Here is a 25,295-nt window from a genome sequence, read left to right as displayed (position 1 = left end):
CTGCTCCAGCCAGCTTAATCGCGGGTCGAGCGACGCAAGGAGGATCGGAGAGAGTATTTCGTCGATACTGGAACCCATGATTCGCAACGTGGTTGTCGGACGCCTCCGTGCCTCGACCGATTCCGATCAGGCCGATGCAGATGCAGCACAACTTGGGGACGGTCTCGCCGGAATCGCGGCGTTGAACCTGCCCGGCCTGCTCATGCACCACAGCGGCATCGATCTCGCACTGCGTGAGGGCGGTTGGAGCTTCGCGATCACCAACGACTGGCTCGACGCCGACAGCTACCGCGTCTACGACCTCGATGCCGAACACAATGTTCACCGCGCCCGAATCGCCGAGGTCTGTGACCACATTGCTCGAGTGCAGTTCGAGATGTGAGCGCGCGGGCCTTCGGATCTGTATCTCCCGCTATGCGAGATCCAAGGCAAGTGCTCGGTGGTCGGACACCTCTGGTTTCACAACGATCTCGAAACTTCGAACTGCAGTCGGATCGGACACCAACAGATAGCTGGCGCTTCGAATTCGTTTCGTATAACTGGACCCTCGCGTGTCGGCTTCTCCCACCAGGTCGGTCATTCCGTGCTCGGCCAGCAGTGTGAATGTCGTGCTCGACGGCAGCAGGTTCAGGTCGCCGCAGAGCACGATGACGTCGCTCGACGGCCGAACATGGTCGACGATCTCCACCATCTTCTGAGCCTGCTCCAGCCGAATGGGACTGTCGTTCTTGCCGGCTGGATCACGCAGACCGTGTAGTTGGATGACGGAGACGAACCTGTCGCCGACGCGATCGCGAACGGTCACCGTCAACGCGGCTCGTGGACGGTCGTCCACGTTCCACTTCGTGTGATCGACGAACCGTGAATGCACGAACCGCGCGTCGAGTCCGACGACGGGACAGTCCTCACGCACCCAGGTCGCAATCCCGAAGTCCTGTCTCAGTTCGACGCCGTCGGCGTCGGTGACAGGTCCGGCGTCGTTGGCGACGAAATACGGCGTGTAGCCGGGCAGCGCGGCGGACACGTCGTCGAACAAATTGAGCCGCTGCGGCAGAGTGCGCTCACCGTCGGCGAAAGTCGCCCAACCCGATCGGTTTGGAGTTCGCGTGACTTCCTGAAGACAAATGACCTCGGCATCAACGGATTTCAGCCATCCCACGAGTTCGTCGTACATGGCACCGCCCCATGCATTGATCGAGATGATCTTCACCGCACGATAATGGCAGACGCGGCGTGACTCGCGCGCTTCATTTTCGGTTGCGACGAGTGGACCCCTGACTCGACTGCCGGACGGACCGGACGTAACGTCATCGGCAACGCGCACTATCCGTGCGAATAGCGCACCGAAGGAGACGTCGATGCCCGATCCAGACGCGACAACCGTTGCCGAGATTCAACTCCTGTACGGCAGGCAAAGCCACGCAATCGATTCCGGACGCGCGACGGACTGGGCAGAGACATTCACCGCAGACGGCATCTTCGATTCGCCCAGTTACCCCGAACCCGAGGTCGGTCGCGACCACCTGACCGCCTTTGCCCAACGCTTCGTCGACAGCGCGGCCGAAGCGAACGAGAGGCGTCGGCACGTCATCACGAATATTTCCGTCGATCTCGTGAGCGTCGACGAACTGACAGTCGACTGCTACCTCCAGATCATGGCAACACCGCGTGGCGGCGAGACCCGGCTCGTCCGATTCACGTCGGTCCGGGATCATGTTGTACGAGTAGATGATCGGTGGTGTATCCAGCACAGGACCGTGTCTCGCGACGACGCCTGACACGACCCCTGAGCACCGGCTATCGAAGCAAACGCCCCAACCGCGCCGCCGCAGCGACGACGGCCGCACCGAGTTCGCCTTCGTCGTCGATCTCGAACACCGACGCACCCACACTCGCCATGGCGTCTCCGCGGCGACCCGGCACCACGGCGGACACTCCGCCGACCGATGGAATGACTTCACCGTGGGTGACCGCGTATCCGACGCGTCGTGCCCTCGTCACTTCTGCACGTTCGCCATCCGCCGGGGGCAAGGATGCAAGCATTGCCAGGCCGGCAGATCCTCGGTCGATCGGATCGACCTGCCCCCCACGGAACGCAACGTGCACCTTCGCGCCTCGGGGCTCCACAACCATCAAAGCCCTGACCTCCGTTGAATTTTCGCGAACGACGAGATGGACGGTCGCTCCCAGCTGATCCGCTAGTTCTTCGAGAACGGGGCGCGCCACGGTTCGCAGATCTTGCTCGACGGGTTCGGCGAGCGCCACCAGCCCGGCCCCCAGCGAAATGCGCTTGAAGTCGTCTCGCCGGCACAGATGATGAGCCTCGAGCGTGCGAACCAGCCGGTGTGCAACGGTGCGGTGCACACCGATTCCGTCGGCGATTTCGGTGATCGACAAGCCGTTCGGATGTTCGGCCAATAGCTCGAGCACGGCGAGGCCGTGGTGCAGCGTTTTGGACATCCCAGAATCGATGACCACGGAGTGACTGCCATCCATGCGGCGTGGATCCGTGTCGGTCATGAAGCGCCCCCTATTGACGAGTGTGAGGTGGACCACCTACAGTTCGACGTGAATCGCACACTGCGTGCGATTATCGCACACTGGCTCAATCGCCGCAAGCTGTCCCCTCGGACCGCTTCGCAGGCCCGATCACGATCTTTCGCACGAGGAGAACGCCATGAACAACCCCAATCACGGACGCGTCGTCGATCGCACGATGACTGCGGTCTACCCCGAACTGCCGGGCAAGGTTGCTGTTGTCACCGGGGCCGCACAGGGAATGGGAGCGGTGTTCGCGAAGGGACTTGCGGCGCGCGGCGTACATGTCGTCGGTGCCGATATCAACGACGCTCGAATGAAGGAAACAGCGGAGCAACTCAACACGGAGCTGACGACAGACTCGCTGGTCGAGCAACCCGGAACGATCATCGGCGCTCGAGCCGACGTCACCGTCGCCGATGATCACGAGGCACTCGCCCGAACTGCGCTGGCCGAATTCGGGCGGATCGACTTCTGGATCAACAACGCGGGGATCTTCCCGTTCGCATACGCCGCGGACATCACCCCCGAGCAGATAGGTGCCACGCTCAGCGTGAATGTCGAAGGCGTTCTGTTCGGTTCGCAAGCAGCAGGTCGCCATATGCGCGAAGGCGGCGTGATCGTCAATATGTCCTCGGTATCCGCTCTTCGCGTCCGCAAGGGCCGCGGTGCCTACTGCACCTCCAAAGCGGCCGTTGCCCACCTGACGGAATCCCTTGCCGTCGAGTTCGGAGATGTGGGCATTCGGGTCAACTCCATTGCACCTGGCTACATCGACACCGAGATGACCCGGTGGGTGCAGGAAGATCCCGAAGCGCTGGCCAAGGCACTCGATTCCGTTCCCCTGCATCGACTCGGCGCACCGGAGGAAGTCTTCGGGCCGCTCCTCTTCCTACTGTCGGACAGTGCTCGCTACGTGACCGGGCACAGTATTGCAGTGGACGGCGGGTCGCGACATGTCTGACGACTACGACGTCATCGTCATCGGCGGCGGCGGCGCGGGGCTTGCCGCGGCAGTCACTGCAGCCGAGAACGGTGCGTCCGTCATTCTTTTCGAGGCGCGCAAGGAACTGGGTGGATCGACGGCGCTGTCGGCCGGATTGTTCACCGCTGCAGCGACAAGTGTGCAACGCGCCCTCGGAATAGACGACAGCGCAGAGAAGTACTTCCAGCACTACATGGATCTCAATCAGTGGATGCTCAAACCCGGCCTGATCAGAACTTTCTGTGAGCAGGCAGGACCCACTCTGGAGTGGCTGATCGAACTCGGATTGGACATCCCAGCAAGGACTTCCGGCAACGCACACCAGCCAGGCCTGAGTCAGGCGGGCGTCGAGGACGTCTGGAGGGGTCACGTTCCGAAGGACCAGGGGTACGGCCTCGTTCAGGTTTTGGACGCCGCCCGCCGCAGGCACGGAATCGAGGTCGTTTTCGACACCCGAGTGCAAGCACTACTCACCGAGAACGATCGGGTCATGGGAGTCGTCGCCGATGATGTCGAACTCCGTTCTGCGGCAGTCGTGGTGGCCTCGGGTGGTTTCGCTCGGGATCCCGAGCTGGTCGATATTCATTTTCCAGCTGCCAACCGGGCCGGATCCGCTCTCTTCGTCGTTGCTGCCGAGGGCAGCCGCGGCGACCACCTTCGCTTCGCGCCGTCGGTGGACGCGTCCTTGGCAGGTCACGGGTGGGGGCTCATGCTGCCCACCGTCTACTTTCAGCGCTACCACCACTGGCAATCGGGATTTCCCCCGAAATCACGTATTCACGTGAATGCCGCGGGACGTCGATTCATGGACGAGGACGCCTCGTACGCGGTCTCGACCGGAATCATCGACGGTCAGGGTGGCTCCGCCTGGATGATCTTCGACGACAACGCTCGACAGAATCTGCCTGCGGGATATGCCGATTGGGCACCCGATCGTATCGAGGACGAAGCAGACGCCGGCCGGACACTTCGCGCATCCTCTATCGCGGAGTTGGCCGAACTCATGGCAGTGCCCGCCGCGGCCCTCGATTCCACGGTCGAGCGATGGAATGCGCACATGCCCCACGGCGAGGATCCCGACTTTCTGCGCCATCGGACACTCGCCAACAAGGGCAGTACGTCGAATCCCGAACCCATGGAGACCGCCCCCTTCTATGCCGCACGAATCCTTCCTGCCGAATTGGTTTGCACGCATGCAGGTTTGGAGATCGATTCTGACTCCGCCGTGCTGACAACACGCGGCACCCGCGTGCCTGGCCTGTTCGCTGCAGGCGAGGCAGGCGCGGGAGTTCTCGGACAGCGATACGTCGGTGGCGGTAACGCTGTCGCCAATGCTCTCACCATGGGCCGAATTGCCGGTCGAAACGCCGCCCTTCACACCGTCGATGCACAACCACTAACGGCCTGACCACCCCCGACCTCGAGGACACCGATGACTACCAACGATCGCGCCGTGCAGCCCGAGTCGGATGCACGAGCCCCCAGCACCAACCCGAAACAATCTCCTCTGACAGTAATCCGGGCTGCTGTCGTCGGAACCGTCGTCGAGTACTACGACTTCGGCATCTACGGCTACATGGCCACCACCATCGCCGCACTCTTCTTCGTCTCCGACGATCCGACGGCAGCCCTTCTCGGCACATTCGCGGCGTTCGCCGTTGCCTTTTTCCTTCGCGTTCCGGGCGGAATCTTCTTCGGACACATAGGCGACAAGTACGGCCGCAAGAATGCCCTGTCTTGGACCATCCTGCTGATGGTGGTTGCCACCGCCGGAATCGGATTACTCCCGACATACGTCACTCTGGGAGTGTGGGCCACCTCGGTTCTCGTGCTGTGCAGATGCCTACAGGGATTCGCTGCGGGTGGTGAGCTCGGAGGCGCGAACGCGTTTGTCTCCGAGTCCGCACCGACGCGGTGGCGTGCGACCCAGACGTCGATGGTCAACACCGGAACCTACATCGGATCGTTGCTTGCCTCGCTGTGCGCACTGGCGCTGAACTCCGTGTTCACCGACGAGCAGATTCTCTCCTGGGCATGGCGAATCCCGTTCCTGCTCAGCCTCGTAATCGGCGGCGTCGGCATCTGGATCCGAAGCCGACTCGATGACACCCCCGAATTCAAGGAACTCGAGGACAAGGGTGAAACGAAGAAGCTCCCCATCTCCGAACTACTCAGCACCTCGGGTGGAAGCGTCGTCAAGATCATCATGCTCGGCGCACTGATTACGGGCGGGTACTACATCGCGTCGGTTTATGCGGCCACGTATCTCAAGACCGAGGGCGGCCAAACCTCGCAAGCTGCATTTCTGTCGACCTCGCTCGCGTTGGTTCTGGGAGTGATCACCCTGCCTGTTTCGGGCTACATGGCCGACAGGTACGGCCGGAAGCCCGTCCTGTTCGCGGGCAGCTTCGCTGCCATCGTTCTCGGTGTCCCGATGTTCATGATGATGGCCGGCGGCACGCTGTGGCAGGCCGTCGTCGGGCAGTCGGTGTTGTTCATCGCGGTGTCCGTCGTCAACGGTGCCTCGTACGTGACCTACGTGGAAATGCTCAAGACCTCGGTGCGGTACACAGGGCTGGCTCTGGGCAACAACACCACGAACATGTTGCTCGGCGGCACAGCACCTTTCATTGCCACGTACCTGATCTCCCTCACCGGAAATCCGCTCGCACCCGCTGGCTACTTCGTCTTCTGCGCCGTCATCACCTTCGCCACGGTCTTCTTCGTGACCGAGACGAAGGGGACCGAACTGAAGACAGAGTGAGAGGCCCTCGCATGAACTTCGAGAACAAGACGATCGTGGTCACCGGCGCAGGCAGCGGCATGGGCCGAGTCGAATCGGAAATGCTGGCGGCCCAGGGAGCCAAGGTGTGGGTCACCGATATCTCGGAGGCCACAGGCGAAGCGGTGGTGAAGAACATCCTCGATTCGGGCGGTCGAGCAGAGTTCTACCAGCTCGATGTCACCGCACCGGACTCGTGGACGGCACTGGCGAGATCCATCGAGTCATCGGATGGTGACCTCGACGGACTGGTCAACAACGCCGGTGTCAGTCACCGAGCGGGCATCGAGGACACGACCGTCGCGGACTGGCACCGCGTCATGAACATCAATCTGAGCTCAGTGTTCTTTGGAATGAAAGCTTGTGCGCCACTTCTCAAACGGGGTGGTGGTGGTTCGATCGTCAACGTGTCGTCCATCGCCGGAATGCTCGGCTACTTCGCGGCAGGATACGGCGCCAGTAAATGGGGAGTGCGTGGACTGTCGAAGGTAGGAGCACTCGAATTTGCCGAGTACGGAGTTCGAGTCAATTCGATCCACCCCGGCCTGGTCGACACACCGTTACTGCATTCCGGCTCAACGGCTTTCGTGGAAAAAAGCCTACAGTCGGTACCCGCGGGACGTGTCGCCGACGCCGAGGAAATCGCAGAATCGGTCGCGTTCCTACTGTCGGATTCATCGCGGTACATCACCGGCACAGAGATCGTCGTCGACGGTGGCCTGACCTCCGGCGGGATCTACCACCGCATCACCAACGAGTTGAAAGCTGGTTGCTGATGTCGGGTGAAGACCGAGCGGCGATCACCGAGGTGCTGTATCGATACGCCCGGGCGGTGGACCGCAAGGACTTCGAGAGCCTGAGAAGATGCTATTTCCCTGACGCCGTCGACAACCACGGGGGCTATGTCGGCACGATCGACGGTTTGATCGAGGACATCGAGCTTCGTCATCGAACCATCGACAGCTCGATGCACTTCATAACCAACGTCATCATCGATCTGGAACCTTCCGAACAGGTGGCCGAGGTCGAGTCCTATTGCCTGTGCTTCTTGCGGCAAGAACCCGAGATCGCATCGTCGACGCACGTCTTGACGACCGTGAAATGCCGATACGTGGACCGCTTCGAAAGACGGGACAACGAGTGGCGGATAGCGGATCGAGTAGTCGTGTTCGACGAGTCCCTGTGCACCACTGTCGAAAACGTGCTGGACCCGTCTTGGATCACCTCCCGCCGTTCCCAGGCCGACCCGGTATTCGCTCGTAGGGCCCGAAACAGCATGTGACACGTTGCCGACGCTAAAATCCGTTGAGTATCTACTATGGAGGCGGCGTCATCTTCGACCTGCACTCGAGGCTCGAGTGGCGCGTTCACGCTGCACTCGATTGGAGACTCGGTGAAACGTAAGTCCCCATCTCAGTCGATGTTCCGCGACGGTGCCGGAAGCCTGGCGTTGGTGGCGGGCATCGTGGCGGTGGTCTGCGCATTCGTGCCCTTCGTCGGAGACTTCGTCACCATCCCGGCCGGACTGGTCGCGGTGATCAGTGGCTGGATCGGTCTCGGCCGCGCGGTCGAGGGCGACGCGTCCAACGGCCGGGAGGCGGTGATCGGTGCGGCGCTCGGTGGTATCGGACTGTTCATCGTGTTTCTGACATTCGCGGCATCGTCCATGTGATCTCAGGACATTCGCGGCCGGCGGTTGATTCAGTTGTTCTCGCGGAGCCCAGGAGTCATCGCAATGTCGGTCACTTGCTGGACCGTCAACACGGGGTCGGCGGATACATCGACATGGCTGCCGTCGGTCGCGTATACCTCTACGCGACTTCCTTTTTCGGATGACCTGACATCGACGACGGTGCCGTCATTCAGTGTGCGACGCTCATCGACGGACCCCGCGAAACACGGCCCTGCGGGCTGGTCCGATGTCGACAGCATCACGTCCAGGTCGCCCACGGCCCCGCCCAGCGCGATTCGCCCGTACGCAGTGGCGCCGGTGTCGAAGGTGTCGAAGGTCAGCGGTGGGAACATCGCATCGGGCACGACCGTGGTTCCAGCGGGCAGTGCCTGAATCAAGGCGGCGGATTTGGCCGCTGCGTCGAACCCCACGGGGACAGAATCAGGTCCGACAATTGCGTAATTGATTCTCTGCATGTCCTCGGGCTGGACGACCTCCTCACAGCCGGGTATCGACACGGCGGCGGGTTGGGGATCGTGGAGTAGACCGGCGACTACGACGCCGGCTGCCACGGTGCCGACGATCACCGCCACTGTGGACCACACCGACTTCGGGTCACCTGGATTTGCCACCCTGCCAGTGTCCACTGCCGACGACGACCCTCACCGTCCGGGACCGCGCGTACGGCTGGCTGATCGCAGCACGGATTGCCTCCGGCCTCAGGCAGGGCATCGGCTTCGGTCTCGATGTAGACGGACGATCAGGTGCGGTGGACGCACGGTCATGCGCCGACTGCATCGGGCCGTCAAGCTGGTCACATGACGACACAGGCCGACGCGGCCCCACCACTGCGAACCCGCACTGCCTGGTGGGCAGTGATAGCGATGATGGCGACGAGCTTCGTGCTGGTGACCGCCGAGTTCCTCCCCCCGAGCCTGCTGCCGTCCATGGCCGCATCCCTTGGCGTCACCGAAGGTCAGGCGGGGCAAGCCGTAACCGTGACCGCGTTCGTCGGGCTGCTCACCGCACCGACGGTCGCCGTCATCTTCCCGCGTCTCGACCGGCGCTCTCTCCTGGTCTGGCTGGTGGTCGGTGCCACGGTCTCGAACGTTGCCGTCGCCCTGGCACCCAACCTGCTGACCCTTCTCCTGGCACGCCTACTCCTCGGGGCCGCGATAGGCGGATTCTGGGCGATGTCGCTGGCTGTCGCCGCCCGTCTGAGCGCACCGGAGCACCTGGGTCGCGCCGTCATGGCCGTCAACACCGGTACCACCCTCGCAACCGTCGCGGGAGTGCCCTTGGGCCTCTATCTCGGGTCGGTCCTGGACTGGCGCAGCGTCTTTCTGGGTGCCGCGGCGCTCACCGCCATCGTGGCGGTCGCGGTGCGACTCGTCCTCCCTCCCGTCACACCCGGTGCGGCGGCCGGTCTCCGTGGCCTCGGCCTGGCCCTCGCCATTCCCGGTGTCGCCTGGGGACTGGTCGGACACGTCCTGGTGGTGCTGGGTCACTTCGCCGCCTTCACCTACATTCGCTCCGCACTGGATCTGTCACCGTCGCTCGGCTCGACCGGCGCGGCCGTTCTGCTGATCGTGTTCGGGATAGGAGGCTTCGTCGGCAATCTCGTCGTGGGAGTGCTGATCGACCGTCACCTCGCTGTCCTGCGACTGGCGGTGCCTCTTTTGATGTCCGGCGGCATCGCGGGCCTGGGAATCTTTCCTGGTCAGGTCGCGGTTGTCGCCGTAGCGGTCGCCGCCTGGGGATTCGCCTTCGGTGCATGGCTGACGGTCGTGTCCACCTGGATGGCCCGGGGCGCGGGAGACCGCCTGGAGGCTGGCGGCGGGCTGGTCGTTGCCGGGTTCCAGCTCGCAATCACCATGGGTGCCGGTGCCGGCGGCCTGCTCGTGGACAGTGCGGGCATCCGGGTAGCGGTCCTCATAGCCGCGACTACTGCCTTGGCCGGCGCGATCATCTTCAGCACAGCCCGCCTGTCGGCTACAAAGCTGTCAGACGAGGTGGTCGCGTGATTGTCGGCGTGCCGCCCGCCACCGCGCAGGCGAAGCTCCCTCGTGGCGCTGGAATGCGCGGCTGAATCCTGCGTCGGAGCCGTAACCCAGCCGGCGCGAAATCTCGGTGACGGTGACATGATCGTGCGCCAGCATCTGCTTGGCCAACTCGATGCGTGCTGCGGCCAGATAGGCGACAGGGGGCCGTCCGAGTAGGTCACGGAACCGCACCGCGAAAGCCGACCGTGACATCGCAGCCACGCGAGCAAGGTCGTCTACCGTCCAGGCCCGACCCAGGTCACGATGGAGTTCGTCGACCGCCCTGCTTATATGGGGGTCCTGGACCTGCCGGAGCCAGCCGGCTTCCGCGCAGCCGAGCTCGAACCACCGCCGGACGGCCACCGAGGCGACCATCGTGCCGATCCGACTGCAAATGACCGAATCCCCCAGTCTCGCCGAATCACTCGACGCCCAACCAGCACGCATGCCCTCGATCAGGGCGATCACCTGCGGCTCGTGATGGGAGAACCGGTGCACGACCATGGCCGCGGGCAGCGTGTCCACCGTGGTGCGTCCGCTCACCGCCGGCACCATGCTCACTCGTACCGCTGATGACCGCGCCTGCGCACGGATCCGGTAGCGGTGAACTCGCGGGAAGAACACCAGATCCCCCGCGGCTACCTCGATCCCGTCGCGATCGCCGACCCAGAGCGTCGCCACCCCAGTCGTGACGAAGATGAATCCGGCGGGACCGTCCGACCGCTCGATCGCGTTTCCTGCATCGAGCTCGACGCGATCCGACTCGACCAGGGTCCACTCCAACGCCGAGAGCGCGCGATTGACCGCCTGCCGCCGAGGGGTGTCGTTGACGACTGTCATGCCGCAATCAGCACCGCGGCGACGCCTGGTATTCCGCCCCCTGAAACCCGTGTGGTCGGACCCAGAGGACAACGTCCGATCGCAGCGAAGTGGCCGCCTCATTCGAAAATTGTCCGACTTACCACGTTGTTCGTCCGTTCGGCACTGCGCCTGAGTGGGATCTGGTTCTCAGCCGGGAACTCGGCCAAAGTGGTTGGCGCAGATGACCGTTGCGGTGGTGGGTACTGGGCATGTCGGCACGCACTGTCTCGCCCCTGTTCGGGACGCATGACTCAACGCTTCGCCCCGAAATCCGGCCAATGTGCTGAGTAAGTGTTGAGCCTGCCGCACTTCGAACGGGTAACGAAAAAGCCCCGGAACCGCATCGCTGCAGTTCGGGGCTTCATTCTTTTGTGCGCCCGAAGGGATTCGAACCCCTAACCTCCTGTTAGCGGGCAGCGCTTGCCGTTGTTGTCCACCATTTGATGGAAACAACCGATGAGATGCGCGGACGCAACATCTCAGGGTTCACGAGTTGCAATCTGTATTCATCCTTATCCGTCGTTTCCGTGTCGTAAACGTGTCGCGGGTCGAATGCCATCGAAGCAAACCCCTTCTCAGTGCCACACCCGTTGAAAACGGCGTTGCGGGGGCTGAGCAATATCCATCGAGCCAAGCGGCCTCTCCACAACTGGACGGACACTGTCCGGCCCGATCACGTCCGAGCGGTGTGCACGTACGATCTCGCTCACACGGTCATTGGAAGGATCTGCAGCCTTGAGCTGCTCGGTCGCTTCTACCAGAAGTAAATCGAGCCGGCGTACCTCCGCCTCAGCTGCAATAAGACGCTCTTGGACACTGGCCGCTCTGTGCCCACACCACTGCCGCAGCAGCTCGTACCTTGGCTTGTCATACCTCAAATAGAGGTCGTAGGCCTCGTCGGCCGAACGCGCGCCTCTGCCGCGGCCGGAGACAAACTCAGGCTCGCCGTGTAACGATTCATGCTGGGCCTTGCGTTCGTTAGCGAGGACGTAGTCGAGCACGGGCACCGGATTGTGCGAGCAAGCAGCCTTGCAGAGTTGCATCGCTCCGAGAGGTGACAACATCAACTTGCCGTAGACCTCGGCCCAATCGGCCTGTTGCAAAAACTCTGAACCCGGCACACCAACTACGTCGCTTAACGCGTTGACATCGTGGACCTGCGCGACCGGATGGAGTTGCGAACCGAAGGGATGCCCAGCACCAATAACGAGCCCAGCGATATGCGACGGAATGAACGTGTCGAAGAAGGTGTGTACCAAACCCTCCTCGCACTCTGTGAGGTCGACCTGGCGGAACCGATCCCACACGCGCTCCGCAGCCTCGAAGTCTGACTTCTCTGTCCATGGCACCTTGAGTCGTTTGCCTGGAACAGCCTCTGTCACAACAGAAGTCTTTCGACCGATTCTCTCGATTACAGCCCGGAACGAGGTCATCTGAAGCTCGATCGAAACGACCCTCACCCGTTCAATGGGCGCGTCGGCGCTTGCCTTGTAGACGTACTCGCTACCGATCTCTGGCATCTCCATTGAATCTCCATCCTTCGTTCGTGGCGACACTTGAAGCGCGCAACTAGCGAGACAGTTCACCTTCCTTGCAACGCCGCAGCTCACGAGGGCCGTACTGCCAAGCCGCAGTGAGTGTTCGAGCTGAACCGGTATATGTAGCGCCGGCGCGCTACCCGCCAAACGCGGCCGCGAAATCGCCCGTCCAGAGGCGACGACCCGGCCACTGCGGGGTGATCGTGGCCGGCGACAACTGAGCGACCGAAACCTCGTACGCTGAGTTCACCGTCACCACTCCCCCAGGCGGAATCAGGCCCGACCCCTTCACACCGTCTGACTTGATGCCATTTACGGTCCCCGAAAGCCACGCATCCTCCGCGGATGAGCCGCCAGGTCCGTAGTTGAGGTAGGGCGTCCACCAGTCGGCCGCGTCGAACGTATCGGTGCCAGTGTTCCGTAGCTCGATCGAGATGATCGTGAATGGCCCGTCACCATCGAACGAGTTGGTCGATTGACCTCCGGTTAGGGCTGTGACTGTGACGGCGAGGCCATCGGGGTAGTTGATTGTTTCCCTTGGATCTGCCGCGTCAGGTGGCTTCGGCAAGGCCGCTGCCTCGGTAGAGAACGTCGTCCGAACCTCGTCAGGCACGCGGCTCTGCGACGCAGAACTTCGCGGAGAATCGTCCATCGCAGCCGACACGACATTACCGACGATGAACACAGCTAGAACGACGCCGCATACCTTCCAGATCGTCCTGTTCGTCTTCTTCGATGGGGACTCTTGCGGCGTGGATTGGGGCGGATTGAGAACGTAGTCAGGTTGGTGCTGGGGTAACGGACGCGACTTGGTTTCGGGAGTCCATTGAGTCCCATCCCAGTAGCGGATCAGTTGTGGGTTCGCGGGATCCGGATACCAGCCAGCAGGTGTCATCGGTAAGGAGTACCAGACAAGTCCGACACGCTCAAACGAGGATATTTTCGTGTGGCCACAGAGTCGTTCGATTGAATGACGTTGCGCTCCAAAGACTCGCCTCATGGATGAAGCAGCCGACCGACGTTGGACAGCGTCGGGTCAGTTCCCGGCAATGTCGCCACGGCATGGAGCGGCGGCTCACTACCAGGCTGATACCGAGACGGAAAAACCGGTCAACCGATTCGAAACCCGACCCGCTGCGTGAGTGCCTGGTCTCGGGTGAAAGTGATCGTGGGGCTCGTTCCTATGCGCGCCGTATAGAACTGTGCGATCCCGACCTGGGCTGAGTAGGGGAAGACGCAAGTGCCGTCCGGTGTCCACGACCCCGGCCCTAGTGTGCCCGTTCCGACCGTGACGCTCGCTTCGTTCACAATGGTTACTTGTGCTCCCTCGCTCGCGTAACGCGCACCTAGGCCTCCCTCACATCGCCCGGCCGAGAGATCCACAATCGGAGCGATCCCTTGCAGTGTGACGTCACCCTGCACAGTCGAAATTGATGCGTCTCGGGTCGGCGGTGCCGAGGTAGTGAGCCGGTCCCGGTCGCCAGGGGTCGGCGAATCCGCCTCTGTCGAGCAGGCCGCACAGCAGACCGCCGTGAAGAGTAACGCTACAGCGAGATTCGACGAGCTTTGCATGGCCGAATCATATGCGATGACAACACAATTAGGCCGCACTCTGGCGACCAAAGACGACTGCCACAGCCTCCGAAAACTTGTCCAATCCGGTTCACCAAATCTTGCGAACGCCGCCTTGAGTTGGGGATCAGCGGCCGGGCAAGCGGCGTTAGTCACCTCGCGTCGTTAGGTACGTTAGGTCGACCTCGGGGGCATTCCGAGAACGTTCGAAACTGAACTGTCGCCCGCTCACGACCTCGTAATCCAGGCTGTCAACGTCATCTGCTGCCGCGGCAAGGAGTACGCTTTCTTGTGTCCATAGTGCGGCACAGGCGAGCCAACCTTCGTGGCACAATTTCACATTCTCTGTGTCGAGCGCCATGGCTGCAGCCCGGTCCACCGCCTTGCTCTCCACGAGGGTGTCGACGAGGTTCATATCGAGTTCGTCTACGCCCTCGTAGTCTGGGAAGTCGCCTGACTCCAGCACAAAAATCACGGTCAGTCGCGGCGAGGCGCTGGAGAAGTTGGGTGTCCCCTCTAGGCGTATCGACGCAATTCGTCCGAGACACGATCCCTCGTTGGATTGCTTGCCGGCCTTCTTCTTCATCCGATCGAGCAGGGGATAGAGGAGAGGGGTGAACGCGTCAGGTAAGGCGACCCGAGCGAAGTGGCGGGCAATGGCCTCCGCGAATATGGCTCGGTCCAAATCAGATTGGATGGTTCCTGCAACCTCTACGTCAACCAGCAAGCTCCGTTCGAGCGTGGTGATTTTCGACAAATCTGCAACATGGAACGGTTGAAACCACGGCAACGACGCGTAACCAGGACGGTGTCCACGGTAAATCTCACCGTACAGCTTCTCGTCCACGGCGAGGACAGGAGCTACTTGGAAATTGGGCAGTCGATCACTTGAGCGGCGCAAGTCGCACGTCTGCGACAGGACTACGACATGCTCCTCTGCATCGGTGATGGCGAGAATCAATTCTTTGCCTTCAGCTTCTGCAACTTCAACGGCAGCATCCGTCAATGGGTAGGTTGAGTCCACTACTCGGACATTGGCTTCCTGGAGCGGTAACACATCACCCTGAAAGACCTTGCTGGAGGCGTTGTCGGCGCGCGCGTGAGCGCTGGAAGAGTCTTCGGTCACTCCCCAGCAGCTCCACGTTTACGAAGTCGTCGGACCTTGACTGAAGTGGTGCGGGTAGGGCGGTTGATCGAGGGATCTGCTCCTGGGGCGTCTGAGGCCAGGAACTCACGCATCGGAAAGTAGGACAGCTTCCGAGTTGTGTCGGCAGCACCGTCTATACGAAAGCGCGAAAGTAACGACGATCCACCCCCGGTCCCAGGCGCAATAAGCCGCTCACGGGTAAGTCTTGCGGTCTGCCTCTCGTTGGTACTGACAAGCTCCGATAGCGATGTGAGGCGCTTAGCGTTAGCCGCAGAAATTGGAGCGCCATTGACCCAAAGGTGTACAGATCTGGTCGACACTCCAATTGCAGAGGCCAGTTCGCCCCAAGTCAGACCTGACCGCGCCTTCAAGGCGCGAACCGAAGCAGCGATATCCCCGCTGTCTGAAATCAACTGCCCGGACGAATCTGAGGAATCCAGCAATAGTCGACCGGTTGTGGTTCGAGCAATGTCTCTATTGGCCGCCCGCACTGCCGAAACCACTTCAGACGCAGCCGCGACAGGTGCGCCAGAGGTAGCTGTCCCGAGCGGCGCAGTCAAAAGCACGCCAGAAACTGCCCACGGGATCACGATTGCACGCAGGCGTTGTCCGCGACCGGGTTGATCGACGCTGACCCCCGATGTTGTTCCTACCGCTTGCATATCTTGAGCGAGAAGGCTGTTTGTCATATTGACCTAACCCTCTCTTCGATACCTGTCGTGCAAAGCCTGGCTCGTTGCCCACCTGAAGAAAGAGTATGCGTGCTCAGAATACTGCCTGAGCAGCGAAACTAACCCTTCTGCATCAAAGTAGATGTGACCAGTACCGTTGAACACGTCCATGTCGAGTGTCCAAGACTCGCGACTGGATGCCTCCACCCCTGGGCTGAATGTAACGCCAGCAGGCAGTAATCCAGTTCTGATCTGAAGCTGATCATCTGGTTCGATGACAATCAGCGAGTCACTGATGGTGTGGCCTAAGGCCATTCCCGACCCGAGCGCACCAGCAAGCAGCATCAGTCGGGGGTTGACGAAGTCCTCCAAGTTCTGGATGTCCTCGCCTTCGATGCGGTTTATGTAACGCAAACCCACCCTGTCAACTACGGGTGGGGGAGCGACGCGGCCGACCGCCGCGAAGATCGCCCCCGCACGGCTACAGAAGTCATCACGCGACGCATAGTCGGTGGTTTGCAGGCTGATGGAGTTCTCAGTGAGTGTCACGACCCACTCACCGGCAACGTCGCTAAGCGTACGGGCGACTTGTTCCGACGCCTGACCTGCCGGGCTGATGGTGCCGCTGACTATGCGTCGACGAACAGGATACTCGGGGAGTTCGGCAGCGATCCCGGCCTCTCCTTCGTCGGACACCAATGCAGGTGTCTGACTATGCTGTATTTGAGTCACAACTTGCTTGAGCGGTCCACCCTTTAGGGGAACTTCGCTCACCAGACCCAGACTGAAGGCGTTCGTATCTATCCTCATCACTTCACACTCTACTTCACATCAGTCGTCTCAGGTAACTATTAGGTTCGTGTCAAACTTGACTACTTGCGCAACCCAAGCCCTACTGAAGCTTTGAACCCGTCGCGCCAAGGACGGCCCAGGGTCAGGGCTCCCGCGCGGATGGCCATACGGCGGCGGGAGTGCCCTCGACTGCTTCCGGGGATGGCTACGCAGAATCTGGTTGTCGGCGTCACCATCGACCAGGAACGAGACTGCATGACGCACCTGTCGGTGAAACGGTCGACGTCACCGGTTCCACACCAATATCCGTGACATTTACCCGTGAACTGTCACAGAACCTGTCATGCTGTCTCGATGCTTTGGTGGATAGTCGGCATCGTTGCCGCGTGGGTCGTAATCTGCGCGCTCGCGGCCGTGTGGATCGGCCGCGCCATCAGCCACGCCGACCTCGAAGAACAAGCCGCTGAGCTGCGCCGCGCGGAGAAGCACGAGACAAGTGTCATCAGCATCGAACCCGCGTGCCCCTCAACCAGGCCTCTGAAACAGTGCGAGCGAGCGCGACGGTGAGCGCAGGGCCAGCAGGGTCGTAGCCCCCGTCGACGACCGCGGCCCACTCGATCCCGTCCATACCTACTCAGACGCAGGGTGCGCGGGGGCGGTTCCCTTGGCGATGAATACATCGTCAGAGCCCTCGTATCGGTAGCCGCGTCGTCCGTCCGGAAGCATCACCCACCCGGCCTGTCCCTCGTCGGCGGGCGGTGAAGGTCGGGTGGTCGGTCGTGTGAACAACATTCCATAATTTCGTCAGACTCGATGAACGGCTGTGGCAAACTCTTGCGATGCCTCAGGAAACGAACACTTCGCCACCGAAGCGCCACCAGGTTTTCGTGATCTCGCCAATCGGTGCCGTTGGCTCCGACACTCACACCAAGGCTCTGCTCGCGCTGGAGTACATCATCAAGAAAGCCTTGCCGGAGGAAGAGTTCGAGATCCGTCGGGCGGACTTCGAGCATGCTCCAGACTCGATAACTCAGCTGGTGGTGAAGCGGATTATCGAAGCCGATTTGATCGTCGCCGATCTCACCGGTCACAACCCCAACGTGTTCTACGAACTGGCGATTGCCCACAGCTTCAAGCGGCCCGTAGTGATCATCACGACCGAGGGAACACCGGCCCCGTTCGACATCACCGACCAGCGATACATCTCGTACAACCTGGCGAACCCCGCTTCGATCTATGCATCCCAGGAGCGCCTACTGGATTCGGCGAGATACGCACTCGCACACCCCGAAGAACTGCACACTCCGGTCTCTGAGTACGCGAAAGCGTTGGACCGTACCAGCAGGGCGGTTAGCGGTGATCAGGACGCTCTAGTCGAGTTGTTCGAGGGGCTCCAGGAGAGGTTGAGCGGCATCGAGGGGTCAGTCAGGTCCATGCGGGTTGAGTCGCGGAATCGCCGCCTGGTGTACACGCCGACGGGTGACTCTAGCGGGGGCACCACCCAGGAAGTCGTTCGGCGACTCGCGAATGGGTCGATCATTCCGAGCGGAATGACTGCCCGTGAATGGAAGGCAGCACAAGAGGCGGTCTACAGAGATCAACACCTCTCCCGGTTGGCAGAGGAACGCGACAATCCTGATCAGCATGCTGCTGACCGTGCGACCATCGAGCGAGAGAAGGAAGAAGCAATGATGAATCGTCAGGGAGACGAAAACGACGTATAAAGTGCGTCGGCTTCCGCTTTCGACGGTGCATCCCACGGCAGTGTAGACCAGGCAATGACACCATCACCCGTCTTGTAACGCTTCAACGTCGTATCGCGGCCAGGCTCCCCCACCGCCAACACCGTGTTCGCTGTCGCCCACTGCGCAGTAGTGCCGCGCCTCACCTGAATCTTCGCCATCAGGGTGTACCTCCATCAAAAACTGTTGCTTCGCTTATGATTTGGTCGACTTTTTGTCGTACTTCGTTGTCAGGGTCTCGGGGTCGAAGGCTGCGGCGGCTCAGCTCGGACATTCTGGTACCGCGATTACCGAGAAGCATTACATCGAGAAGGCGTCCGAAGCACCGGATCTCACCCACATTTTGGATCAACTCGGAGGCCTGGGATCGCGGACAACTCGGTAGTTCCGTCATCGTTTCCGTGTCGTAGAGCCAAACGCCGACAATGAAAAAGAGTCCCCCTCCTGCATATTCGCAGTTGGGGGACTCTTTTCTTGTGCGCCCGAAGGGATTCGAACCCCTAACCTCTTGATCCGTAGTCAAGTGCTCTATCCGTTGAGCTACGGGCGCATGTTCAGTTGTCGTGCTGGTCTAGCTGAACGGTAAAAACTCTACCGTTCGTGGCGGAGGCGAGAGGATTTGAACCTCCGGTCCCGGTGAAAGGACAAGTCATTAGCAGTGACTCCCATTCGGCCGCTCTGGCACGCCTCCTAGGCTGCCGGCCCTCTCGGACCGCCGAGGAAAGAGATTACACACGGCAAAGGCCAGAAGGCAAAACGGCTGGTCGACGCCTCAGGTTCGCACGGCGTTCGCGTAAAAGATGCTTGTTGCTCGTCAACGCAAGAAGCTGTCGAACCAATCGAAGATTCGAGTCTGCGCGTCGACGAGAGCTGCCTCGGCCGGGTCCGTGTGGTCGCTGCTGCCCGGCTGCTCCCTGGGATGGTCGGCTCGATGCTGCACACCTGAATAGCTGACGATGTTCGTGGCCACTGAGGCGCGCGTGGCAGCGTCGCGAAGGGCTTCGATGTGATCGGGTGGGGTGTGCGGGTCGTCCTCGCCGTAGAGACCGAGCCAGGGCGCCTGCAGCTTGGGTGCAGCCTCCACCAACGCGACCGCGTCGGAGTTGAGCGGTTCGACGATGCCCGCCGCGGCAACACTGACCGCCGCTCCGACCGGACGGCTGGTGGCCACGATCAACGCCGCCGTTCCTGCGTCGTCGAATCCGATGACCCCGACACAATCGGGATAGACCCCGCGCTGAACCAGCCAGTCGGAGGTGGCATCGAAGTCCGCGAAGAGGTCGTCGCCGAAGACTTCCTTGTCGTCGCCGTGACCTCGATGAAAGAGGTTCGGGGCGACGGCGAGCCAGCCTTCCATCGCCAGTGCGCGCAGCAGGTCGAGTAGAGACTGCGGAATTTCACGCGCCTCGTGCAGCACGACGATTCCGCCGCGCGGTGTGCCCTCCGGCTCGACGGCTGTCAGAGGCACCTTCTCCCGCGGCGGAGATTCGTGTGCGGACGTATCCACCTCGTCGTCCGCGCCGACTGTGGGCGCGGTGGCGGACCGAAGGACTGCGACGTCGCTGAAGATTCCCGACATACTTATCGAAGATAGGACGATCGGTCCGGTCGCGCATAGCAATAACACGGACACGTAGAAGTCAACCCCCGAACCTGGGCGCATAATGGCAGCCGTGACCGCGCACATCCGCCCCGACCTCGACGCCATCCCCGCTTACATTCCCGGCCGTAGCTTTCCGGGGGCAATCAAGCTGGCGAGCAACGAAACAACGCAGGGCCCGCTGCCCAGCGTGCATGCCGCTATCGCCGAGGCAGTCGGCGGCGTCAACCGCTACCCCGACATCCGGGCGACGGCACTCGTCGAATCCCTGGCGAAGAAGCTCGGAGTTGCGACCGACAATGTAGCCGCGGGTAACGGTTCGGTTGCACTGTGCCAAGAGGTCGTTCAGATCACGTGTGGACCCGGGGACGAGGTGCTCTTTGCATGGCGCTCGTTCGAGGCGTACCCGATCATCACGCGCGTTGCCGGTGCGACGCCCGTGCTGGTTCCACTGACCGCAGACCACGTACACGATCTCGACGCGATGCTCGCGGCCATCACCGACCGCACCCGCCTGATCTTCGTGTGCAACCCCAACAATCCGACCGGAAGCGTCGTCCGGCGCGCCGAGCTCGAGGCCTTCCTCGACGCGGTGCCGTCGAACATCCTTGTCGTACTGGACGAGGCCTACTTCGAGTACACCCGTCCCACCGCTGACGGGGATCACGTCGATGGCGTCGAACTCGCGCGTGGACGGCGCAACGTGATCGTGCTGCGCACCTTCTCTAAGGCGTACGGACTCGCCGGCTTGCGCGTGGGCTATGCCGTGGCCGACCCGGACGTGATCACAGCGCTGTCCAAGGTGCGCATCGCGTTCGCTGTCAGCACGATCGCGCAGCAGGCAGCGTTGGCGTCGCTCGAGGCCTCGGCAGAGCTACTGGCCCGCACCGACGCACTCATCGTCGAACGCGATCGCGTGCGCGACGCCCTGGTGGCAGGCGGCTTCGACGTCAACGCATCGCAGTCCAACTTCGTCTGGCTGCCGTTGGCCGAGAAGTCGGGAGAATTCGCGTCCGGTGCAGCCGAGCACGGTGTGCTGCTGCGCGCCTACGGAAACGACGGCGTGCGGGTCACCATCGGCGACCCGCACGAGAACGACGCATTTCTGAAGTTCGCCCTACAGTCCTAGCGCGCGCTGCAGGGTAGGCCAGGATTCACGCAGGTCGTCCTGCCAATACGGCCAGCCGTGAATTCCGTAGGGCCGGTAGACGGTGGTAGCGGGAATGTCGAGTGCACGCAGTCTCGTATCGAACACGGTCATGCAGTACAGCGCCGCGGCCTCGAGCGGCCCACCCATCAGGGCGCTCTCGACTCCGCTGCCGCCGGGGCCCAGTTCGTACGGGCCGGGCAACCCGGTGCCGACGGAGATGTAGACGTCCTTGCCGCGGAGTGCCTCAGCGTTGGCGGAGGGATCGTGCTGCATCCACAGCGGGTTGGAGTTCTCGCCCCACATGTTGGACGCGTTTCCGCCGTTGGTCGCGACGGTAGCGCGTACTGCATCCTTGAAGTTGGTCTGCGAATTGTCGTAGCACCCACTCAGACCGGCGACGCCTGTGTAGAGCGTGGGGTGACGGGTGATCAGATCCATCGCGGCCTGCGCGCCCATCGAGACACCCGCGATTGCGTTGGTGCCGTTACCGGAAAAGCGCGCATCGATCAGCGGCGGCAATTCCGACGTCAGGAACGTCTCCCACTTGTTGACGCCGAGCACGGGATCCGGAACGTTCCAGTCGGTGTAGTAGCTGCTCGATCCACCGACGGGGAGCACGACGTTGACCTGCTTGTCCGCGAAGAAATCGACAATGTCGGTCTTCTGCGTCCAGGTGCTTTCCTTGTAATCGGATTCCTTGCCCGCACTCACTCCGTCGAGCATGTAAAGGGTCGGACGGGACGCGGCCTGCGCGGCCGGAAGAAGAACCTGGACCTGAATCTCGCGGCCCATGGCGGGCGATTCGACCCAGACCGCGGCGCGGCGGTCGGTGAGCATGTCGACACGATCGATTCGTGCCGTCGCCAGCGGAAGGGTTTGAGCTTCGATACCGGGCACTGCGCCACCACCATCGGAGCTGCCGGTACCGGGCAGCGGCTGCGCCCCGGCGAGACCCGACCCCAGCAGGGAAACTGCCAGAGCAGTTCCCGCTACTGCCAACACACGACGGTGCATCTGATTGCCCATCCTCCCCCTGCGCACCTCATCGGGCGCAACACAAACAACATCCGTTACACAACGTACCCACCATTGCGCAGACACGCCGAAGCCTGTGGGTCCGCTCACAGTAGCCGCGAAACGATGTGTACAAAAGTCTGCGTAATCCTTTGTTACATCTACCGAAGATAGAACGGTCTACCTGGTCCGATGTACCGAATCTTGCCGTGGTTCGGAGGGCACTCGATGTGACATTCGGTGGACTTTTCGGGGGTCGATGTCACATCGAGTGGACTTCCCTGTCGTCGATTCAGCCGCGGCCGGTCTCGCCCTGCAACTTGTCGATCATTTCCGACGCCTGAGCCTTGTTCAGATCGTCGGGAACTTCTTCGCCCGCTTCCTGAGCGAGGGTGCTCAGGTAGCTCTTCTGCGGACCGGTCATCGGCTCGTCGCCGGTCACCCAATCTTCTGGATCCTTCTCGGGGTTCTGATTGACCTGCTCGTTTTCGCTCATACGTTCGTACATACGCCCTGGCGCGGATTTCCAAACGCATCGGCGCTACCTATCCACTCTCAGGCCTGCTCACAGCGGCCGTCGGTCGAGCGAATGAACTTGATTGACAGTTCAAGGACTAGCCAAGGATGCTCCAACACACCCCCTCGAATTGGAGTCGCATGAAGACGAAGAACCTGCTGGTCAAGATCGGCATTTCCAGCGCAATTGCAGCGGCAGCCCTGGTCACTACCCCCGCCGTGGCCGCCGCCGACCCGATCACCGATTTCCTGTGCGGAGCAGGTTCGGCTCAGTTCTGCATCCTGCCGCCGCCGCCCGCCTTCGCTCCCCCGCCCCCGCCGCAGGCCGCACCCGCGCCGCAGCAGCAGGGCGCGCCCGCACCCGCACCTCGGCCCAGCGGCTTTCAGTACAAGAACTGCGACGCCGCGCGCGACGCCGGTGCCGCGCCCGTCTACCGGGACGAGTACGGCTACGGCCCCCACCTCGACCGCGACAACGACGGCATCGGCTGCGAATAGCGAACTCGCACTTGTGCGGGCGAATGGCCCTGATTCGTCTGCACAAGTGCGATCTCGACACGCCGATACGCTCACTCGGTGAGACGACGCCAGCAACCTCCCCTGGCGAAGCGACACGGCCTCGATCCTGCACGAATCCGAATGCCCGAGGACGGCGCCTGGCTCACTGTCCGTGACTTCCTGATTGCGACCGAGCAGCGGATTCCTCCAGACCGGATCGACGCCATGTTCGACGCACGCGAGATCGTCGACATGGCCGGTCCCATCTCCTCCGACGCGCCGTACGTGCCCGGCGAGGCAGTCTGGTTCCATCGAGACCTTCCGACGGAAACCGTTGTGCCGTTCGATATCTCGATCGTGCACCGCGACGATGCGCTACTGGTGATCGACAAGCCGCACTTTCTGCCGACCATCCCCCGCGGCGGACACATCCTGCAGACCGCGTTGGTGCGACTGCGTCTCGAACTCGATCTGCCGCAACTGGTGCCAGCGCACCGACTCGATCGCGTCACCGCGGGTCTGGTCTTGTTCGTCGTCGATCCGACACTCCGTGGCAAATATCAGACGTTATTCCAGGATCGAAAAGTTCACAAGGAGTACGAGGCGATCGCTCCGCACGATTCCACCCTGACCCTGCCCACTGTCGTCCGCAGTCGAATCGTCTCGGAGAGAGGACAATTCACTGCCCACGAGGTGGCTGGAGAACCCAACGCACACACCACCGTCGAACTCCTGGACCATCGCGACGGACTCGGCCGCTATCGACTGACACCGCTGACCGGTCGCACCCACCAGCTACGTCTGCACATGAATTCGCTCGGCGTGCCGATCCTCGGTGACGACCTCTACCCGACGGCCACCAACCGAGCCGTCGACGATTTCACCAATCCGCTCCAATTGCTTGCCAGTGCAATTGAATTCATCGATCCGATCTCGAAATCCATGCGACGGTTCGAGACCGGGTTGAGCTTGCAGCGTTGGGTGTCGACTGTCGGGCCGTGACTTCCGACGCCGTTTCGCTACTCGGGATCGGTCTGTCGTTCGGACTTCACGAGCTCCTTCGTGCGCACCAGGCGCAGCGCGGTGACCAATACGACGCCGCCGATGATGTTGAACATCAACGTATATCCGAACCATTCGATCCAGGCGACGTAGCTCACGTCGGCACCCGCGTGGATGGCCCCGAAGATCAGCAGGGAATCGAGTATCGAGTGGAACAACTGCAGTCCGGCCAGCAGAAAACCTGCTGCCATGGCGGCGATGATCCGCGCGACGTCGGATGTTGTTCCCTGCTGCATCCGAGTCAACAGCGTCATCGTGCTACCACCGAGAACAGCCAGGCAGATCGACTGAAGGTTCAGCGGTGCGTCGACGAAATGATGCGCCGCTTCGGACAACACCTCGAGCCACTGCGGGAACGCGTGCGCAATCAACCACATCACGAACCAACCGCCCAGCAGATTGGCCAGCAGCGTCCCGACCCACAGCCTCACCAGCTGCAACGGAGTTCCGTCGCGAGCCACCACCGCGGCGATAGGCATCAGGAAGTCCTCGGTGAACAACTCACCATGGGCGAGGTAGATGGCCACCAGACCGATGCCGAACGCCAGGCCTGCCAGTAGGTGACTGTCGGTCTCGTCCAGTGCCGCCAGATACGCCATCACACCCAGAGCAACTTCGAGCCCACCGAAGAATCCGGTGATCAGGACTGTGCGCACGGTGCGGTGCAATCGCTCGGCACCCTCCGATACGACAGCGTCGAAACTCTCCTCGAGTTCCTCTTCCAGAGGTCCCTCGTTGTCGCCGTCGTTGCGCCGTGCTTCTTCGCTCATTCGCAGTTAGTACCCACTGAGCCAGGATCGATACCAACCCGTCGGGAATCCTGTACTCGAACTTTACCTGCCCGACGAGTGCTTGCGGACGATCGGCGCTGATGAAGACTGCGCGGGCCAGATCTCGATCCAATAGGCCTCGACAGAGATCAAGTAGGCCTCGCCAGATACGACAACACCCGGCTCACCTCGCGGGTGAACCGGGCGTGAGCGAACATGTGGCGGAAGCGGAGGGATTTGAACCCCCGGACGCTTTTACACGTCTCTCGCTTTCAAGGCGAGTGCATTGGGCCGCTCTGCCACGCTTCCGTGTGCGATCTTAAACGGCTGGGCCGCCCGCGTC

General features: G+C 61.7%; 26 protein-coding genes and 3 tRNA genes. 13 read left to right on the top strand and 16 right to left on the bottom strand.

Annotated features, from left to right (window positions below; translation table 11 throughout):
• Positions 1–76: 76 nt before the first annotated feature.
• Positions 77–382 carry a hypothetical protein gene (locus ASG84_RS15785; protein ID WP_057477990.1) on the top strand — a complete coding sequence of 102 codons (306 nt, stop codon included), beginning with the start codon at positions 77–79 and terminating at the stop codon, positions 380–382.
• Between the two features lie 30 nt (positions 383–412).
• Here ASG84_RS15785 and ASG84_RS15780 read toward each other — a convergent pair whose 3' ends face one another.
• Entirely contained in the window at positions 413–1,210 is a 798-nt protein-coding gene (locus ASG84_RS15780; RefSeq protein ID WP_057477989.1) for an endonuclease/exonuclease/phosphatase family protein, read from the bottom strand.
• Positions 1,211–1,358: 148 nt separating this feature from the next.
• Here ASG84_RS15780 and ASG84_RS15775 point away from each other — a divergent pair, with 148 nt between their 5' ends.
• Positions 1,359–1,778 (top strand): nuclear transport factor 2 family protein, encoded by a 420-nt coding sequence (locus ASG84_RS15775; RefSeq protein WP_057477988.1) that lies wholly within the window; start codon positions 1,359–1,361, stop codon positions 1,776–1,778.
• Positions 1,779–1,797: 19 nt separating this feature from the next.
• Here ASG84_RS15775 and ASG84_RS15770 read toward each other — a convergent pair whose 3' ends face one another.
• Positions 1,798–2,460: an IclR family transcriptional regulator gene (locus tag ASG84_RS15770; protein ID WP_200936604.1), complete on the bottom strand. Its 663-nt coding sequence runs from the start codon at positions 2,458–2,460 to the stop codon at positions 1,798–1,800.
• Between the two features lie 217 nt (positions 2,461–2,677).
• Here ASG84_RS15770 and ASG84_RS15765 point away from each other — a divergent pair, with 217 nt between their 5' ends.
• The 6 genes from ASG84_RS15765 to ASG84_RS15740 all read left to right on the top strand — a co-directional run bounded on the left by ASG84_RS15765 (position 2,678) and on the right by ASG84_RS15740 (position 7,977).
• Positions 2,678–3,502 carry an SDR family NAD(P)-dependent oxidoreductase gene (locus ASG84_RS15765; protein WP_442970963.1) on the top strand — a complete coding sequence of 275 codons (825 nt, stop codon included), beginning with the start codon at positions 2,678–2,680 and terminating at the stop codon, positions 3,500–3,502.
• Complete coding sequence (locus tag ASG84_RS15760) at positions 3,495–4,931, top strand: FAD-dependent oxidoreductase (protein ID WP_057478006.1); 1,437 nt, start codon at positions 3,495–3,497, stop codon at positions 4,929–4,931. Before ASG84_RS15765 ends, ASG84_RS15760 begins: the two co-directional genes overlap by 8 nt.
• A 24-nt stretch (positions 4,932–4,955) precedes the next feature.
• On the top strand, positions 4,956–6,287 hold the full coding sequence (locus ASG84_RS15755; protein WP_057477986.1) for an MFS transporter: 1,332 nt from the start codon (positions 4,956–4,958) through the stop codon (positions 6,285–6,287).
• A gap of 11 nt (positions 6,288–6,298) precedes the next feature.
• The gene (locus ASG84_RS15750; protein ID WP_057477985.1) at positions 6,299–7,081 is read left to right on the top strand and encodes an SDR family NAD(P)-dependent oxidoreductase; all 783 of its coding nucleotides are present in this window, start codon (positions 6,299–6,301) and stop codon (positions 7,079–7,081) included.
• Positions 7,081–7,587 (top strand): nuclear transport factor 2 family protein, encoded by a 507-nt coding sequence (locus ASG84_RS15745; RefSeq protein ID WP_057477984.1) that lies wholly within the window; start codon positions 7,081–7,083, stop codon positions 7,585–7,587. The genes ASG84_RS15750 and ASG84_RS15745 overlap by 1 nt, the downstream gene beginning before the upstream one ends.
• 111 nt (positions 7,588–7,698) lie before the next feature.
• A complete protein-coding gene (locus ASG84_RS15740; protein ID WP_327213078.1) occupies positions 7,699–7,977 on the top strand; it encodes a hypothetical protein in 279 nt (92 codons plus the stop codon).
• 29 nt (positions 7,978–8,006) lie between these two features.
• On the opposite strand, the gene ASG84_RS15735 is transcribed toward ASG84_RS15740, so the two are convergent.
• Positions 8,007–8,609, bottom strand: coding sequence for a hypothetical protein (locus ASG84_RS15735; RefSeq protein ID WP_156399550.1), 603 nt, complete (start codon positions 8,607–8,609; stop codon positions 8,007–8,009).
• A 186-nt stretch (positions 8,610–8,795) separates the two neighbouring features.
• On the opposite strand from ASG84_RS15735, the gene ASG84_RS15730 reads away from it, so the two are divergent.
• Positions 8,796–10,001, top strand: coding sequence for an MFS transporter (locus tag ASG84_RS15730; RefSeq protein ID WP_057477981.1), 1,206 nt, complete (start codon positions 8,796–8,798; stop codon positions 9,999–10,001).
• On the opposite strand, the gene ASG84_RS28225 is transcribed toward ASG84_RS15730, so the two are convergent.
• The 5 genes from ASG84_RS28225 to ASG84_RS15700 form a co-directional block, all read right to left on the bottom strand.
• Complete coding sequence (locus ASG84_RS28225) at positions 9,981–10,859, bottom strand: AraC family transcriptional regulator (protein WP_235581686.1); 879 nt, start codon at positions 10,857–10,859, stop codon at positions 9,981–9,983. The two genes, ASG84_RS15730 and ASG84_RS28225, sit on opposite strands and share 21 nt — an antisense overlap.
• 596 nt (positions 10,860–11,455) lie before the next feature.
• Entirely contained in the window at positions 11,456–12,406 is a 951-nt protein-coding gene (locus tag ASG84_RS15720; RefSeq protein WP_057477980.1) for a hypothetical protein, read from the bottom strand.
• Between the two features lie 148 nt (positions 12,407–12,554).
• Positions 12,555–13,313 (bottom strand): DUF2510 domain-containing protein, encoded by a 759-nt coding sequence (locus tag ASG84_RS15715; protein WP_082521021.1) that lies wholly within the window; start codon positions 13,311–13,313, stop codon positions 12,555–12,557.
• Between the two features lie 825 nt (positions 13,314–14,138).
• Entirely contained in the window at positions 14,139–15,116 is a 978-nt protein-coding gene (locus tag ASG84_RS15705; RefSeq protein WP_057477977.1) for a hypothetical protein, read from the bottom strand.
• A gap of 716 nt (positions 15,117–15,832) precedes the next feature.
• Positions 15,833–16,582 carry a TIGR04255 family protein gene (locus ASG84_RS15700; RefSeq protein WP_162248345.1) on the bottom strand — a complete coding sequence of 250 codons (750 nt, stop codon included), beginning with the start codon at positions 16,580–16,582 and terminating at the stop codon, positions 15,833–15,835.
• 905 nt (positions 16,583–17,487) lie between these two features.
• Between ASG84_RS15700 and ASG84_RS15695 the strand changes: the two genes are divergently transcribed.
• Positions 17,488–18,324 (top strand): hypothetical protein, encoded by an 837-nt coding sequence (locus ASG84_RS15695; protein WP_235581685.1) that lies wholly within the window; start codon positions 17,488–17,490, stop codon positions 18,322–18,324.
• Here the strand turns inward: ASG84_RS15695 and ASG84_RS28770 are convergent.
• The 4 genes from ASG84_RS28770 to ASG84_RS15680 form a co-directional block, all read right to left on the bottom strand.
• On the bottom strand, positions 18,300–18,503 hold the full coding sequence (locus ASG84_RS28770) for a hypothetical protein (protein ID WP_162248344.1): 204 nt from the start codon (positions 18,501–18,503) through the stop codon (positions 18,300–18,302). The two genes, ASG84_RS15695 and ASG84_RS28770, sit on opposite strands and share 25 nt — an antisense overlap.
• A 316-nt stretch (positions 18,504–18,819) precedes the next feature.
• A tRNA-Arg gene (locus ASG84_RS15690) sits at positions 18,820–18,892 on the bottom strand.
• A gap of 51 nt (positions 18,893–18,943) precedes the next feature.
• Positions 18,944–19,033: transfer RNA gene (locus ASG84_RS15685), tRNA-Ser, on the bottom strand.
• A gap of 123 nt (positions 19,034–19,156) precedes the next feature.
• Positions 19,157–19,921 carry a dienelactone hydrolase family protein gene (locus ASG84_RS15680; RefSeq protein WP_057477974.1) on the bottom strand — a complete coding sequence of 255 codons (765 nt, stop codon included), beginning with the start codon at positions 19,919–19,921 and terminating at the stop codon, positions 19,157–19,159.
• Between the two features lie 94 nt (positions 19,922–20,015).
• Between ASG84_RS15680 and hisC the strand changes: the two genes are divergently transcribed.
• Positions 20,016–21,071 carry a histidinol-phosphate transaminase gene (gene hisC, locus ASG84_RS15675; RefSeq protein WP_057478004.1) on the top strand — a complete coding sequence of 352 codons (1,056 nt, stop codon included), beginning with the start codon at positions 20,016–20,018 and terminating at the stop codon, positions 21,069–21,071.
• Here hisC and ASG84_RS15670 read toward each other — a convergent pair.
• On the bottom strand, positions 21,060–22,106 hold the full coding sequence (locus ASG84_RS15670; RefSeq protein WP_057478003.1) for an alpha/beta hydrolase: 1,047 nt from the start codon (positions 22,104–22,106) through the stop codon (positions 21,060–21,062). The genes hisC and ASG84_RS15670 overlap by 12 nt on opposite strands.
• Positions 22,107–22,398: 292 nt before the next feature.
• Positions 22,399–22,602, bottom strand: a complete 204-nt coding sequence (locus ASG84_RS15665; RefSeq protein WP_057478002.1) for a DUF3072 domain-containing protein — start codon at positions 22,600–22,602, stop codon at positions 22,399–22,401.
• Positions 22,603–22,763: 161 nt separating this feature from the next.
• On the opposite strand from ASG84_RS15665, the gene ASG84_RS15660 reads away from it, so the two are divergent.
• Positions 22,764–23,120: an excalibur calcium-binding domain-containing protein gene (locus ASG84_RS15660; RefSeq protein WP_057477973.1), complete on the top strand. Its 357-nt coding sequence runs from the start codon at positions 22,764–22,766 to the stop codon at positions 23,118–23,120.
• Positions 23,121–23,198: 78 nt separating this feature from the next.
• Positions 23,199–24,122 (top strand): pseudouridine synthase, encoded by a 924-nt coding sequence (locus ASG84_RS15655; protein WP_235581684.1) that lies wholly within the window; start codon positions 23,199–23,201, stop codon positions 24,120–24,122.
• A gap of 17 nt (positions 24,123–24,139) precedes the next feature.
• On the opposite strand, the gene ASG84_RS15650 is transcribed toward ASG84_RS15655, so the two are convergent.
• Both ASG84_RS15650 and ASG84_RS15645 read right to left on the bottom strand, forming a co-directional pair.
• The gene (locus ASG84_RS15650) at positions 24,140–24,952 is read right to left on the bottom strand and encodes a formate/nitrite transporter family protein (RefSeq protein WP_057477971.1); all 813 of its coding nucleotides are present in this window, start codon (positions 24,950–24,952) and stop codon (positions 24,140–24,142) included.
• A 219-nt stretch (positions 24,953–25,171) separates the two neighbouring features.
• Positions 25,172–25,261 (bottom strand) — tRNA-Ser (locus ASG84_RS15645).
• Positions 25,262–25,295 lie beyond the last annotated feature (34 nt).

The organism is Rhodococcus sp. Leaf278, from assembly GCF_001426085.1.
In the GTDB taxonomy this organism is placed as follows: domain Bacteria; phylum Actinomycetota; class Actinomycetes; order Mycobacteriales; family Mycobacteriaceae; genus Rhodococcoides.
This window is presented reverse-complemented; position numbering and strand designations above follow the sequence as displayed.